The organism is Spongiactinospora sp. 9N601 (assembly GCF_044326295.1).
Lineage (GTDB): Bacteria > Actinomycetota > Actinomycetes > Streptosporangiales > Streptosporangiaceae > Spongiactinospora > Spongiactinospora gelatinilytica.
The window spans coordinates 178,803-193,128 of sequence record NZ_JBIRBB010000015.1 but is presented as its reverse complement, the minus strand read 5'-3'; the positions used below and the strand labels follow the sequence as shown (position 1 = coordinate 193,128).

Annotated in this window: 11 protein-coding genes; all 11 read left to right on the top strand. The window is 72.2% G+C overall.

Translation table 11 applies throughout. The annotated features are described in order from the left end of the window. Positions 1–13 precede the first annotated feature (13 nt). The 11 genes from ACH34R_RS32305 (at position 14) to ACH34R_RS32255 (ending at position 13,609) form a co-directional block, all read left to right on the top strand. On the top strand, positions 14–1,246 hold the full coding sequence (locus ACH34R_RS32305) for a PucR family transcriptional regulator (RefSeq protein ID WP_397565347.1): 1,233 nt from the start codon (positions 14–16) through the stop codon (positions 1,244–1,246). 131 nt (positions 1,247–1,377) lie between these two features. After that, complete coding sequence (locus tag ACH34R_RS32300) at positions 1,378–2,811, top strand: aldehyde dehydrogenase family protein (protein WP_397565346.1); 1,434 nt, start codon at positions 1,378–1,380, stop codon at positions 2,809–2,811. Further along, the gene (locus ACH34R_RS32295; protein ID WP_397565345.1) at positions 2,808–4,445 is read left to right on the top strand and encodes a thiamine pyrophosphate-binding protein; all 1,638 of its coding nucleotides are present in this window, start codon (positions 2,808–2,810) and stop codon (positions 4,443–4,445) included. Before ACH34R_RS32300 ends, ACH34R_RS32295 begins: the two co-directional genes overlap by 4 nt. Positions 4,446–4,519: 74 nt before the next feature. Next, positions 4,520–5,098, top strand: coding sequence for a PadR family transcriptional regulator (locus ACH34R_RS32290; protein WP_397565344.1), 579 nt, complete (start codon positions 4,520–4,522; stop codon positions 5,096–5,098). 22 nt (positions 5,099–5,120) lie between these two features. Next, positions 5,121–6,734: a urocanate hydratase gene (locus tag ACH34R_RS32285; protein ID WP_397565343.1), complete on the top strand. Its 1,614-nt coding sequence runs from the start codon at positions 5,121–5,123 to the stop codon at positions 6,732–6,734. After that, positions 6,731–7,855, top strand: a complete 1,125-nt coding sequence (locus ACH34R_RS32280; protein ID WP_397565342.1) for a CaiB/BaiF CoA transferase family protein — start codon at positions 6,731–6,733, stop codon at positions 7,853–7,855. The genes ACH34R_RS32285 and ACH34R_RS32280 overlap by 4 nt, the downstream gene beginning before the upstream one ends. Further along, positions 7,848–8,972: a GDSL-type esterase/lipase family protein gene (locus ACH34R_RS32275; RefSeq protein ID WP_397565341.1), complete on the top strand. Its 1,125-nt coding sequence runs from the start codon at positions 7,848–7,850 to the stop codon at positions 8,970–8,972. The genes ACH34R_RS32280 and ACH34R_RS32275 overlap by 8 nt, the downstream gene beginning before the upstream one ends. After that, a complete protein-coding gene (locus tag ACH34R_RS32270; RefSeq protein WP_397565340.1) occupies positions 8,972–10,168 on the top strand; it encodes a M20 family metallopeptidase in 1,197 nt (398 codons plus the stop codon). Before ACH34R_RS32275 ends, ACH34R_RS32270 begins: the two co-directional genes overlap by 1 nt. Beyond that, positions 10,168–11,442, top strand: coding sequence for a M20/M25/M40 family metallo-hydrolase (locus ACH34R_RS32265; protein ID WP_397565339.1), 1,275 nt, complete (start codon positions 10,168–10,170; stop codon positions 11,440–11,442). Before ACH34R_RS32270 ends, ACH34R_RS32265 begins: the two co-directional genes overlap by 1 nt. Further along, positions 11,439–12,905: a flavin-containing monooxygenase gene (locus ACH34R_RS32260; RefSeq protein ID WP_397565338.1), complete on the top strand. Its 1,467-nt coding sequence runs from the start codon at positions 11,439–11,441 to the stop codon at positions 12,903–12,905. The genes ACH34R_RS32265 and ACH34R_RS32260 overlap by 4 nt, the downstream gene beginning before the upstream one ends. Beyond that, entirely contained in the window at positions 12,902–13,609 is a 708-nt protein-coding gene (locus tag ACH34R_RS32255) for a carboxymuconolactone decarboxylase family protein (RefSeq protein WP_397565337.1), read from the top strand. Before ACH34R_RS32260 ends, ACH34R_RS32255 begins: the two co-directional genes overlap by 4 nt. Positions 13,610–14,326: the final 717 nt, after the last annotated feature.

Genomic DNA, 14,326 nt, shown 5'->3' with positions numbered 1-14,326 from the left:
TCTGGAGAGTGAAATGCCAACATCAGCCGCCCTGACCGTCGTGGCCTCCCGTCTGAAGGCCGCCTCTACTCACATCGCCAACGAGTTCGTCCGCCAGTACATCTCCGCCGCCGATTCGGCCGATCGGCAGGCGCCCATGGAGACCTTCGAGACGGCCGTCCGGATCGTCGGGCACTGCGCCGTCGCGCTGACCGGCGAGCGATTTCACGACGACGTCCACATCGGTCGCGGCGCACGGGTCGCCCTCCAGGGCAAGTCCGTGGCCGAGGCCGTGGAGTGGCTGCGTTCGCTCGAACGCGTGATCACCGACCACCTGCTCGCCGATCCGTCGATCGGCCGCGACGAGGTCAGAAGCGCCCTGGCCACGATCGCCGAGCTGTTCGACGAGCTGTGCACGCACGAGCTGGAGTCCTTCAGCACCACTTACGGCGAGCTGTCGAGCTGGCATTCGCGGGTCGGCACCGACCTGCTGAGCTGCCTGGTCGCCGGCCCGCCGATGGACGCCAGCACGGTCAACAACCACGCCAGGGTGCTCAACATCAACCCGCACCAGCCGTTCCGGGCGGTGGCCGCCTGCCACGAGCCGCTGCCCAGCCCGCAGCAGTGGGCCCGGGTACGGCGGCGTTTTCTGGAAGTGCTCGGCCGGCACGACCCGCGCCGCGAGGCCCTGATCCGCGACCGCAACGGCCTGCTGCTCGCCCTGGTGCCGACCAACCGGGAGGGCCCCGGCATCGTCGAACTCCTCACCCGGATGCTCGACGACGAGCTGGGCCGGTCACTGTTCGTGTCGTCCGGCGAGCCCGGGGAGTCGCTGGCCGCCTCCGGGCACAGTTGCCGCCAGGCGCTGTCGGCCCTGGAGATCGGCATGTACCGGGGGCAGCGCGGCCAGGTGACCAAGTGCACGGACGTCATCCTGGAAGTGCTGCTCGCGCACAACCGATGGGTGTCGCGGCGGATCATCGAGACCCGCATCGGCTCGCTGACCGAGAAACCCCACCTGCTGGACACCCTGCGCGCCTACATCGCGTGTGACATGGCGCTCCAGCGCACCGCGGAGGAACTGGTCGTCCACCCCAACACGGTGGCCTACCGGCTGCGCCAGATCGCCACGCTGACCGGCCGGGACATGCGCCGGATCACCGACATAGGGGATCTCGGGGTCGCGCTGATGGCCTACGACGCGGTGGAGATGCGCCGCGACCAGGAGGAGGGCCGCACCGACCTGCGCGCCCGCCTGTTCGGGTGACGACGCGTTCGTGATCGGGCTGTGATCGGGCCATAAGCCCCGCGCGGATTCTTTGGTATTCCACCCTCATCAGGTCCGCGCGGAATCGGCCTAGGCTTCGAGCCGATCGCCAGGACGTGAGCGGAGCGTACATGGACCATCGTGCGGACACGTACATCGGCGGACGCTGGACCGAGAGCCGGGGCGAGGACGTCATCGCCGTCCTGGACCCCAGCACCGGTCACTGCGTCGCGACCGTCAGGGAATCGGCCGCCGAGGACGTGGACGCGGCCGTGGACGCCGCGACCGCGGCCCGGCCCGCGCTGCGGTCGATGGAGCCCGCGGCGCGGGCCGCGTTGCTCACGCGGATCGCCGACGAGCTGGAGAAACGGTCCGCCGACCTGGCCGGGCTGATCTCCAGGGAGATGGGCATGCCGCGCAAGCACTGCGAGGGCTACCAGGTGCGGACCGCCGTGACCACGCTGCGCAACACCGCCGCCGCCCTGCCGGAGGTCGAGTTCACCACGCGGATCGGGCACTCCACCGTCTACCGCGAGCCGGTCGGCGTGGTGGCCGCGATCACCCCGTGGAACTTCCCGCTGCTCCAGACCGTGGCCAAGGTCGGCCCCGCGCTGGCCGCCGGGTGCCCGGTGGTGCTGAAGCCCAGCGAGATCACCCCGCTGGACGCGTTCGTGCTGGCCGAGGCCGTCCACGCGGCGGGCGCGCCCGCCGGGGCGTTCAACCTGGTGCTCGGTAACGGCATGAACGTCGGCGAGTACCTGGTCGGCCACCCCGGCACCGCGATGGTGTCGCTGACCGGCTCCACCAGGGCCGGACGCCGGGTCGCCCGGCTGGCCGCCCCCGGCGTCAAGCGGGTGGCGCTCGAACTCGGCGGCAAGTCCGCGTCGGTCGTGCTGCCCGACGGCGACCTCGCCGCGGCCGTGGCGGGCAGCGTCCGCACCGTGATGATCAACTCCGGGCAGACCTGCACCGCCCTGACCCGCCTGCTGGTCCCCTTCCAGAAGCTGGCCGAGGCTGAGACGCTGGTCGCCGAGGCGATGGCCGCCTACCGTGTGGGCATGCCGCACGACCCGGACGCCGACGTCGGCCCGCTGGCCAGCGCCGGGCAGCAGCAGCGGGTCAACGAGCACCTGGAACGCGCGCCGGTGGACGGGGCCAGGACGATCTGGGCCCATCCCCCGGACAAGCTGCCGCGCACCGGCTTCTTCGCCGGCCCGGCGGCGTTCACGGTCACCGACCCGCGCATCCCGCTGGCCCAGCAGGAGGTGTTCGGGCCGCTGCTGGCCGTCATCCCCTACGTGGACGAGACCGACGCCGTGGACATCGCCAACGGCACCGACTACGGCCTGGCCGCCGCCGTGTGGTCGGCCGACGAGGAGCGCGCGCTGGCGGTGGCCGGGCGGCTGGAGGCGGGCAGCGTGGCGGTGAACGGCGCGCCGTTCAACGGGCTGGCCCCGTTCGGCGGGTACAAGCAGTCCGGGCACGGGCGCGAGCTGGGCGCGTACGGCATCGCCGAGTTCACCGAAGTCAAGTCCGTCCAGCGGCGGGAGGGAGCGGCCCGATGAGCGAGCGCACCGGAGGCGACCTGGTCTGCGAGGCACTGCGCGCGCTCGGCGTGACGCACGTCTTCGCCGTGGCCAGCATCCACAACCTGCCGATCCTGGACGCGATCAGCCGCGACGGCGGGATCAGGGTCGTCAACGTCCGGCACGAGCAGGCGGCGGTCCACGCCGCCGACGGCTACTCCCGGGTGACCGGCGGGCTCGGCGTGGCGCTCGCCTCCACCGGGCCGGGCACCGCCAACGCGATGGGCGGGCTGTTCGAGGCGTCGTTCGCGGGCTCGCGGGTGCTGCTGGTCACCGGGCAGATCGAGACCCGCTTCTACGGGCAGCGCCGGGGCTACCTGCACGAGGCCGACGCCCAGCGGGCGATGCTGCGCACCCTCACCAGGGAGACGTGGTCGCCGCGCCGGGTCGAGGACGTGGCCGAGGCGGTGGTCGCGGCCGGCCGTACGGCGTGCTCGGGGCCCGCGCAGCCGACCGCCGTGGAGATCCCGGTGGACCTCCAGTACGCCCGGACCGACGTGACGGTCCGCCCGCCCGACCCGATCGTGCGCGCCACGCCGCCGGAGGACCGGGTGCGCGCGGCGGCCGACCTGCTGGGCACTGCCGAACGGCCGCTGATCTGGGCGGGCGGCGGCGTGCTCGCCGCCGAGGCGTGGCCGGAGCTGCGCCGCCTCGCCGAACTCCTGGACGTGCCGGTCGTCACCTCCGTGCAGGGCCGCGGCGCGCTGCCCGAGGACCACCCGCTGTGCCTGGGCGCGCTGGTCGCCGTACCGCCGCTGCGCGAGATCGTCGAGGAGGCCGACGTCGTGCTCGCGGTCGGCACCCGCTTCCAGATGTACCAGACCGACCAGTGGCGGCTGCGCCTGACGTCCAGGCTGATCCACGCCGACGCCGACGCGAGCGCGTTCGGGCGCAGCTATCCCCCGGCGGTCACCCTGCACGGCGACGCCCGCGAGACGCTGCGCGCGCTGCTCGCGACCGCCGAGGCGCACGACGAGCGCAAGTGGACCGCGCGGGCGGCCGAGGCCGCGACCCGCGCCCGCGAGACCGCGCTGGACGCCATCGGCCCCGACCACCGGGCGATCATGGAGTCCATCCGCAGGCTGCTGCCGCGCGGCGGCGTCGTGGTCCGCGACGCGACCATCCCCGCCTACCGCTGGGGCGACCGGCTGCTGCCCGTCCTCACCCCCCGGACCTCGCTCAACCCGACGTCCGCCGCCATCGGCCCCGGCCTGCCGCTCGCGCTCGGCGCGGTGCTCGGCAGCGGCGAGCGCGGCGTGGTGATCCACGGTGACGGCGGGATCATGCTGTCCATCGGCGAACTGGCCGCCGTGGCGCAGGCCGGCGCGCCACTGACGATCTGCGTGTTCAACGACGGCGGCTACGGCGTGCTGCGCGAGGTGCAGTCGGCCACCTTCGCGGGCGCACGCAACGACGTGGACCTGCACACCCCCGACTTCGCCGCGCTGGCCGCCGCGATGCGCGTGCCCGGCGAGCGGGTCGCCGACGTGGCCGGGTTCGAGCGCGCCTTCGCCCGCTCGGTCGAGTCGGCCGGGCCGTACGTCATCGACGTGGACCTGACCGCGCTCGTCCCGATGCGGGGCGCGGCCGGTGCGCAGCAACTCCTGAGCTGACCGACCCTTCCCCCTTTTCCCGTCCCCGAGGAGGCCCATTGTGACCGTCCGAAACGGATGGTACGTTCTGGCAGGTGTCCATCAACCTGACGTCCAGCTCGTACCTGGTGCTGGGACTGATCGGGCTGCGCGGCCCGAGTTCCTCCTACCAGCTGAAACGGGCCGCCGACCGGTCGATCGGATATTTCTGGCCGTTCCCGCACAGCCAGTTGTACGGCGAGCCGCGCAGGCTGGCCGAGGCGGGCCTGCTCGCGGAGTCGGCGGAGAGCGGTGGGCGCCGCAGGCGGACGTACTCGCTGACCGACAAGGGCCGCGAGGCGCTGCGCGAGTGGCTGCGCGAGCCGGAGGCCGACGTCTACCAGATACGCGACGAGGCCGAGCTGAAGCTGTTCTTCAGCGAGCTGGGCGACGAGTCGACGGTGCGGCGGCTGGCCGAGGCCCGGGTTGCGTTCCATCGGGGCAGGCTGGCCGAGTTCAAGCGGACGATGGACCGGCTGGGCGGCATCCCCGACCTGGAACAACGGCTCGCGCCGCTGGTCCTCGGCGTGCGGGTGGAGCTGGCCTCGCTGGCGTTCTGGAGCGACGTCCTTTCGGGCGGGCTGGCGGCGGCCCGCGCCCGGATGGGCGACCTCGCGGAGGCGCTGACCGACTGAGCGCGGCCCGGGGGTGGCGGTCATGAGGGCCGTCCGCTGCCGGGGACCGCGCCAGGAGACGCTGCTGCGGATGCTGGAGAACACCCTCCACCACGCGGAGCGCCCGGACGACCTGATCATCTACGCGGGGCTGGCCAAGGCCGCCAGGAACCACGACGCCCTGGCCACCACCATCCGCGCGCTCCAGGAACTCGACGAGGACCAGACCCTCGTGATCCAGTCCGGCAAGCCGATCGGGATCTTCCCGAGCGGCCCATCGGCCCCGCTGGTGCTGATGGCGACCAGCAACCTGATCGGCCGCTGGGCCACCGCCGAGCACTTCTACGAGCTGGAGCGGCGCGGCCTGATCATGTGGGGCGGCTACACGGCGGGCGACTGGCAGTACATCGGCTCGCAGGGCATCCTCCAGGGCACCTACCAGACCCTCTCGGCGGTCGCCGACGAGCACTTCGGCGGGAGCCTGGCCGGGCGGCTGGTGGTGACCGCCGGGCTCGGCGGGATGGGCGGCGCGCAGCCGCTCGCCGCGTACATGGCCGGGGGCGTCGCCATCTGCGTCGAGGCCGACCCCGGCCGGATCGCCCGCCGGATCGAGAGCGGCTACCTGGAACGCGCGACCGAATCCCTGGACGAGGCGCTGGCCTGGGCCGATGAGCGGCTGCGGGCCAAGGCCCCGGCCTCCATCGGCCTGCTCGGCAACGCCGCCGAGGCGCTGCCCGCGATGCGGGCGCGCGGCCTGGTGCCCGACGTGGTGACCGACCAGACGCCCGCGCACGACATGCGCTACTACGTGCCCGCCGGGATGACCCCGGGCGAGGCCGCCGAACTGCGCGCGAGCGACCCCGACGAGCTGGTACGACGGGCGCTCGACTCGGCCGCCGAGCACGTCCGGTGCATGCTGGACTGGCAGGACGCGGGCGCGGTCGTCTTCGAGTACGGCAACAACATCAGGGCCCAGGCGGCGTCCGTGGGCGTGGACGCGTTCCGCATCCCGATCTTCATGGAGCGCTACATCCGGCCGCTGTTCTGCCGGGGGCTCGGGCCGTTCCGCTGGGTGGCCGCCTCCGGCGACCCCGCCGACATCGACGTGGTGGACGACATCGTCACGCGCGAGTTCCCCGACAACCCGCTCGCCGGGCGCTGGGTGCCGCTGGCCAGGAAGTACGTCCGCCAGCCCGAGGCCCCCGGGCTGCCCGCGCGGATCGGCTGGCTGGCGCACGGCGAGCGCGCCCGGCTGGCCGTACTGGTCAACGAGGCGGTACGGCGGGGCGACCTGCGCGGCCCGGTGGCCTTCACCCGCGACCACCTGGACGCGGGCGGGGTGTCCCAGCCGCTGCGCGAGACCGAGAACATGCCGGACGGATCAGACGCGATCTCCGACTGGCCGCTGCTGAACGCCCTGCTCAACGCCGGTTCCGGGGCCGACCTGGTGGCCATCCACGCGGGCGGCGGCGGGTACGCCGGCTACATGCAGAGCGCCGGAGTCACCGCCATCGCGGACGGCGCGACCGCCTCCACTGACCGCCTTTCGGCCGTGCTCACCGGCGACACCGGGATCGGCATCATGCGCTACGCCGACGCGGGCTACGACACGGCGGCCGACGCCGTGCGGCAGAGCGGGCTGCGGTGGTTCGAGTGAGCCTTGCCCTGGACGGTGTCCGCGTTCTGGACCTGAGCCGGGTCCTGTCCGGTCCGCTGTGCGCGCGGATCCTGGCCGACCTCGGGGCCGAGGTGATCAAGGTCGAGCCGCCGGGCGGCGACGACAGCAGGCACTTCGGCCCGTTCACCGAGGCCGGCGACAGCACGTACTTCCGGCTGATCAACCGCAACAAGTACGGCGTCACGCTGGACCTGAAGACGGATGAGGGCCGCCGCAAGCTGGAAGGGCTGATCCGCCGCTCGGACGTGCTGGTGGAGAACTTCCGGCCCGGCGTACTGGCCCGGCTCGGCTTCCCCGCCGATGAGCTGCTGCGCCTGAACCCCGGGCTGATCGCGGTGAGCGTGAGCGGCTTCGGGCAGACCGGGCCGCTGGCGAGCCGTCCCGCGTACGACCTGATCGTGCAGGCCATGTCCGGCCTGATGTCGGTGACCGGCCCGGACGGCGGGCCGGGCGTGCGGGTGGGGATCAGCATCGGTGACATCGTCCCGGCGCTGTACGCGGCGGTGGGCGTGCTGGCCGCGCTGCGCGAGCGGGAGCGCACCGGGCGCGGCCAGCACCTCGACGTGTCGATGTTCGAGGGGCTGCTCTCGGTCTTCGAGTCCAACGCCATGCGGGCCCTGCACACCGACGAGGAGATCACGCCGACCGGCGCGCACCACGCGGTGAGCGCGCCGTACGGGGTGTTCACCGCCGGGGACGGCCGGGCGGTGGCGATCGGCGTGGCCAGCGACTCGCTGTTCGAGCGCCTGGCCACCGTGCTCGGCCGCCCCGAATGGCTGACCGCGCCCGGGTACGGCAGCGACGCCGAACGCGGCCACAACCGGGAGCGGCTGCGCCGCGACGTGGAGGACGCGCTGGCCGGGATGGACGCCGAGGAGGTCCAGCGGGTGCTGGCCGGGGCCGGGATTCCGTGCGGGCCGGTGCTCGACGTACGCGAGGCGCTGGCCCTGGCCGAAGACCGCGACCTGATCGTCACCGAGCCGGACGGGTTTCGCACCCTGGCCGGGGGCGTCCGCACGACCGGCTCGGTGACCGAGTTCCGGCCCGCGCCCGCGCTGGGCGAGCACGACCACCTGATCGAGGGCTGGATCGATGGTTGAGGAGCTTCCGCTTACGGGCGGCCCGGTGACCGTCGCCGGGGCTCTGCGCCTGGACCGCACCGCGACCGGCCTGGTCCCCAAGCGGCTGCCCGCCTGGACCGAGGTCCAGATGACCGACCCGTACATGCGGATGGTCGCCCCGCGTCCGGCCGGGGTGCGGCTGGTGTTCCGCACCGACGCGGACGCGATCGAGCTGGACGTACACGTCACCCGCTTCCGCAACGCGTACTTCCCGCCGCCGCCGGTCGCCTTCGACCTGGTGGTGGACGGGGGCGAGGTGATCTCCGCGCCCGCCGAGCGCGGCGACCTGTGCTCGGTCGCCGCCGGGGCGGTGGTCGAGACGATCCAGGGGACGCCCGAGACCATCCGGTTCGACGGCCTGGGCCGGGACTGGAAGGACGTCGAGCTGTGGCTGCCCCAAGCGTCGGTGGTGGAACTGCGCGCGCTGCGCGTGGACGGTGACGCCGCCCCGGGCGCGCTGCCCCCACGCCGGTGGATCCACTACGGCAGCTCGATCAGTCACTGCGCGGAGGCGTACGGGCCGACCCGGACGTGGCCCGCGCACGTCGCGCGGAAGGCCGGGCTGGACCTGCTCTGCCTGGCCTTTTCCGGCTGCTGCCAGCTCGACCCGTTCGTGGCTCGGACGATCAGGGACGAACCGGCCGACCTGATCAGCCTGAAGGTCGGGATCAACGTGCTGAACCTGGACACGATGAAGATCCGCACGTTCGGGCCCGCGCTGCACGGGTTCCTGGACACCGTGCGCGAAGGGCACCCGGACACGCCGCTGCTGGTGGTGTCGCCGATCACCTGCCCGACGGCCGAGGACCGGGCCGGGCCCACCGCCCAGGACGCGCGGGGGACGTACGTCGCGCTGGGCGACTCCGTGCCGGGGGCGAGCCTGACGCTGCGCGCGATGCGCGAGCTGATCGAGGAGGTCGTCACGGTACGGGCGGATCCGCGGCTTTCCTACCTGGACGGCACCGCGCTGCTCGGCCCCGACGACGCGGCCGGGCTCTATGACGGGCTGCACCCGGACGCCGACGGCTACCTGACCATCGGCGAACGCTTCCACGAACGTGTCTTCGGGCCCGCCGGGCCCTGGGAGGAGGGGTGATGACGGTTGACCGGGTGATCGAGGCCGTGGACGCGCGGCGTGACCAGATCGTCGAGTTCCTGCGCGACCTGCTGCGCATCCCCAGCGTGTGGGGGGACGGACCGGCGCTGACGGCGGCGGCCGAGCACCTGGCCGGGCCGCTGCGCGCGGCGGGCCTCGCGGTGGACCTGCCGCACTCGGGGACCGACGGCATGCCGAACCTGCTGGCCAGGCTCAAGTCCGGCGGCGGCCCCGACGACGCGCTGATCTTCAACGGCCACATGGAGGTGTACCCGCCGTCGCGGTCGTGGACGCGGGACCCGTTCGGCGGCGACGTCTCCGGCGGGCGCGTGTACGGCGTGGGCGTCGCGGACATGAAGGCCGGCACGGCGGCGATGACGATGGCCGCCTGGGCCCTCGCCTCGATCGGGGCCCGGCCGCCGCGTGACGTGGTCGTGCTCGCCGTACCGAACCACTTCGAGGGCGGCGAGGGCACCCGGCAGGCCATCCGCGACGGCCTGCGCGGCGCGTACGCGATCAACTGCGAGCCCAGCGACCTGCGGGTGCTCACCGGCCAGCGCGGCATCGCCTACGTCAACGTGGACGTACGCGGCCGGGCCGCGCACACCACCGCGCTGGACATCGGCGTCAACGCCGTCGCCCGCGCCGCCGAGGTCGTCCGCGAGGTGCTGGCGATGCCGATCACCGACGCGGCCGGGCGGGAGCTGCCGGACCGCAAGATCTGCAACGTGGCCCAGATCGCCGGGGGCGTGGCGCACAACCTGGTGCCCGAGCACTGCCGGATCACCTTCGACGTGCGCTTCCCGCCGGACCAGACACAGGACGACGTGCTGCGTGACATACGGGGCGCGGTCGGGCGGGCGCTGGACGAGCTGGAGGAGTTCCCGGTCGAGGTCGCCCTTGAGGCCACCTGCCTGCGCAATCCGCGCAGCTCGCTGCGCATCCCGGAGGGCGAGCGGCTGCTCGCGGACGTGGCCGCCGCGCACGAGCGGGTCTGCGGGGGGCCGGCCTCGTTCGACAGCCACCCCGCGTGGCCGGACACGCCGATCTTCTGGGAGTCGGGGATCAAGGCGGTGACGTACGGGCCCGGGTCGATGGACTGCTACTGGGACGACGAGTCGGTGGTGGTCGAGGACTACCTGACGGCCGTCAAGACGTACGCGGTGGCCGCGCTGACGCTCGGCTTGGACACCTGATGAAGCCGGTCGAGGAGATCTGTGCGGATCTGATTAGGTTCGACACCACCAATCCGGGCGCGGACGAGCGGGACGCGGCCGAGTACGTGGCCGGGCTGCTGGCTTCCGCGGGGCTCTCGCCGTTGCTTTTCGAGGCCGAGCCGCGGCGTACCAACGTGGTGGCGCGGTTCGCCGGGACCGAACCCGGCCTGCCCGCGCTGCTGGTCCAGGGCCACCTGGACACCGTGCCCGCCGATCCGGCCGCCTGGTCGGTGCATCCGCGCGCCGGGGAGATCCGCGACGGGCAGGTGTGGGGCCGCGGCGCGGTGGACATGAAGAACGCCGTCGCGATGACCCTGGCCGCGGTCGGCCGGATGGCCGCGGCGGGCGTCCGGCCGCGCCGGGACATCGTGCTCGCCTTCGTCGCCGACGAGGAGACCGGCGGCAGGCTCGGCGCGGGGTACCTGGTCAACGAGCATCCGGAACTGTTCGAGGGCTGCGCGGCCTGCGTCGGCGAGGTGGGCGGCTTCAACGTGGCCACCCCGGCGGACGGCCCGCCGACGTTCGCGATCTCGGTGGGCGACAAGGGCCTGCGCTGGTACGAGATCAACCAGCCCGGCATCGCCGGGCACGGCAGCATGGCCGCGCTGGACAACCCCATCCCGGCTTTGGCGGACGCGATCCTGCGGCTCGCCAGGTTCCGTGGTCCGGTGGCCGTTCCCGAGCCGATGCGGTTGCTCGCCGCCGAACTGGCCGGGCGGGAGGTGGCCGACCCCGACGAGGTACTCCGGGTGCTCACCGAGGAGACCGGGCCGTTCGGCCGGATGCTGGCGGCCGGGATGAGCACCACCGTCAACGTCACCCGGCTCGGCGCGGGCGACAAGGAGAACGTCATCCCCGGCGAGGCGTGGGCCCGGATCGACTGCCGGTACCTGCCCGGCCAGGAGGACGAACTGGACCGGCGGGTCCACGAATGCGCCGGGCCGTCGGCGCGGGTGCGGCTGCTGCGCCGTACCGATCCGGTGGTCTCCGAGCACACCGGCGAGTGGTTCGACCGGCTGGGCGCGGCGCTGCGGGCGGAGCTGCCGGGGAGCAGGGCCGCGCCGTACGTGTTCAGCGGCGGCACCGACAACAAGTGGTTCACCCGCCTCGGCATGCTGACGTACGGCTTCACGCCGATGCTGTTGCCCGCCGGTTATGACTATCCCGCCATGTTCCACGGGGTCGATGAACGGGTGCCCGTGGAGGCGCTGCGGTTCGGTGTGAGAGTGATGGAGAGGTTGATGTCCCTATGAGCGCGAGTGGGCCCAGGGTCGCGATCGTCGGCTGCGGGCTGGGCGGGATCGCGGCAGCGGTGAACCTGAAGCGGCGCGGCATATACGACTTCGTCATCTTCGAGCAGTCGGACGGGCCCGGCGGCACCTGGTGGGACAACCGGTACCCCGGCTGCGAGGTGGACATTCCCTCCCACGCGTACTCGTTCTCGTTCCTGACGTACGACTGGACGCGGACGCACGCCCGGCAGGAGGAGTTGCAGGCGTACGCCGAGCACGCGCTGGACAAGTTCAAGCTGCGCCGCCACTGCCGGTTCGGCACCCGGGTGGAGTCGGCGACCTGGGACGAGGACACCGGGTCCTATGAGGTGGCGCTGGCGGATGGGTCGCGGGAGCGGTTCGAGGTGGTGATCAGTTGCCTGGGGCTGCTGAACTACCCGCGTTATCCGGACTGGCCGGGGCTTTCTTCGTTTGAAGGGGCTTCGTTCCACACGGCGCGGTGGGAGCACGAGCACGACCTGACCGGCAAGCGGGTCGCGGTGGTAGGGACGGGTTCGACGGCCACCCAGGTGGTTCCGGCGATCGCCGGGTCGGTCTCACGGTTGTACGTCTTCCAGCGGCAGCCCGGCTGGATCCTGCCGAAGGGCGAACGCGACTTCACGGCGCGCGAGCGGACGCTGTACCGGCGTTTTCCGCTTTTGCAGAAGGCGTGGCGGCTGTATCACTTCTACCAGTTCAGGCAGGGGTTCAAGGGGTACGACCTGGGCGGCGAACGGCAGCGGCGGAATCTGGCGGCGTGCCGGGCGTACATCGAGAAGACCATCTCCGATCCGGAGATGCGGAAGCACCTGACGCCGGACTATCCGTGGGGGTGCAAGCGGTCGGTGCTGGCGACGGACTTCTATCCGGCGCTGAACCGGGACAACGTTGAGCTGGTGCCGCACGCGGTGACCAAGGTGACGCCGAACGGGATCGTGGACGAGACGGGCGTCGAGCGCGAGATCGACGTGCTGGTGATGGCCACCGGGTTCCAGGCGACGAACTTCCTGGCGTCGCTGGAGGTACGGGGGGTGGGGGGCGTCAGCATCCACGACCGGTGGGACGGCGACGCTGCGGCCTTCTTGGGCATCACCGTGCCCGATTTTCCCAACTTTTTCATGCTTTACGGGCCGAATACGAACGGCGGCTTCTCGGTCATCGCCAACCTGGAACGACAGGCCGAGGTCGCGGCGCGGACGGTCGCCCGGATGCGGCGACGGCGGGTGCGCGCGGTGGACACTAAGCCTGTGGCGCTGGACCGCTGGGTGCGGTGGGTGGACGAGCAACTGCACAAGAACGCGTCGGCCATGGAGGCCAACTGCACGAACTACTACCACTCCAAGTCGGGGCGGAACGTGACGCAGTGGCCGAAGCCGCACGGCGAGTACTACCTGCTGAGCAAGGTATTGCCGTACTTCGGCTTCACCGAACGGGGCTCCCGATGAGTGGGGCCGAGCCGATGGACGAGTTCGAGGCGGCGTACGAGGCGCTGGCCGCCGTACCGGCCCTGGAGCCCAAGATCCGGCACCTGGTCGCGCTGGCCGTGAGCGCGTCGGTCACCCATCTGCACGCGCCCGGCGTACGGGAACACACCCGCGCCGCCCTCGACCACGGCGCCACCCCGGCCGAGATCGTGGAAACCCTCCAGCTCACCTCGGTCCTCGGCGTTCACGCCCTGACCACCGGCGTCCCCCTGCTCGCCGAGTCCCTGCGCCGCCGCGGCCGGTACCCGGCTGCCGACGACCCCCGCATCGAGCCCCTGAAGGCCGACTTCACCCGCCGCCGCGGCTACTGGGACGCCGGCTGGGACGACCTCCTCACCCTCGACCCGGCCTACTTCGCCGCCTACACCCGCTACTCCGCCGTCCCCTGGGAGACGGGCCCTCTGCCGGCGAAGGTCAAGGAGTTCATCTACATCGCCATCGACGCCTCCGCCACCCACATGTACGCCGACGGCCTGCGCGTCCACATCGAAAACGCCCTCGACCACGGCGCCACCCCCACCGAGGTCATGGCCGTCCTGGAAGTAGCCAGCCTCATCGGCATCCGCACCCTAGACCTCGCCCTCCCCATCCTCCACACCCTCCAAAACGACACCCCCGCCATCAATACCGGCCCCGCCTCCGACGAGCAAAATGGGCCTCGCTAACGCTCGGACAGTTCTTTTATGTCGGGCTCCGCCCGACCGCTAGCGCCACCGAACACACTCCCCCACGCCCCGAGGGCGTCGCATACTTCACCTGCCGAGCAACCAAACGCCATCGCCAAAGACGCAACACCCAGCCATAGAAGTCCTCACCACGCCACAAGCCCCGATCACAAGCCCCGGCCACCAGGCCCACCCCAGTACGCGGCCCTCCCCTCAAACGGCTACCCCCCTCCGGCGGGCAAAGCGGCCCTCGCTGACACTCGGACAGTTCTTCCCTTTTGTCGGGCTCGCCCGACCGCTAGCGCCACCGAACACACTTTCCCCATGTAACCCACGGGCATTTCCCACTCCCCAAGAACCCCGCCCTTAAATCACACCGACCAAAAACTTCCTTGCACGTCGTCAGGAAGCCTTCGGGGCGGGTCCCGCCAGCAGGACACTCGGTTGCTCCATAGGGGATGGTGGGTGTGGGCGGGCCGGGGAGTTGTGGCCGGCCCGCCCACACCCTGGGGGCAGGGGGCTCCGCGTTCCCCGTGCCCGCGCGGCGGGGTGGTGGGGTTCGCCGCGCCTTGTGAGAAATGCTGGAGAGCCGGGCGGGCCTGGGGGTTTCCCGGGCCCGCCCGGGGTGTACACCGGCCGCCCGGATGCGGCCCGATGCACGACGCGGCGTTGAATGCCGGAGGGAAGACAAGGTCACTCTTCCGGCCGCCGCGCGCG

Excerpts from the sequence above, each read along its gene's own strand:
- ACH34R_RS32305 (WP_397565347.1), top strand. The coding sequence starts at position 14 with ATGCCAACATCAGCCGCCCTGACCGTCGTGGCCTCCCGTCTGAAGGCC.
- ACH34R_RS32300 (WP_397565346.1), top strand. The coding sequence starts at position 1,378 with ATGGACCATCGTGCGGACACGTACATCGGCGGACGCTGGACCGAGAGC.
- ACH34R_RS32295 (WP_397565345.1), top strand. The coding sequence starts at position 2,808 with ATGAGCGAGCGCACCGGAGGCGACCTGGTCTGCGAGGCACTGCGCGCG.
- ACH34R_RS32285 (WP_397565343.1), top strand. The coding sequence starts at position 5,121 with ATGAGGGCCGTCCGCTGCCGGGGACCGCGCCAGGAGACGCTGCTGCGG.
- ACH34R_RS32275 (WP_397565341.1), top strand. The coding sequence starts at position 7,848 with ATGGTTGAGGAGCTTCCGCTTACGGGCGGCCCGGTGACCGTCGCCGGG.
- ACH34R_RS32270 (WP_397565340.1), top strand. The coding sequence starts at position 8,972 with ATGACGGTTGACCGGGTGATCGAGGCCGTGGACGCGCGGCGTGACCAG.
- ACH34R_RS32265 (WP_397565339.1), top strand. The coding sequence starts at position 10,168 with ATGAAGCCGGTCGAGGAGATCTGTGCGGATCTGATTAGGTTCGACACC.
- ACH34R_RS32260 (WP_397565338.1), top strand. The coding sequence starts at position 11,439 with ATGAGCGCGAGTGGGCCCAGGGTCGCGATCGTCGGCTGCGGGCTGGGC.
- ACH34R_RS32255 (WP_397565337.1), top strand. The coding sequence starts at position 12,902 with ATGAGTGGGGCCGAGCCGATGGACGAGTTCGAGGCGGCGTACGAGGCG.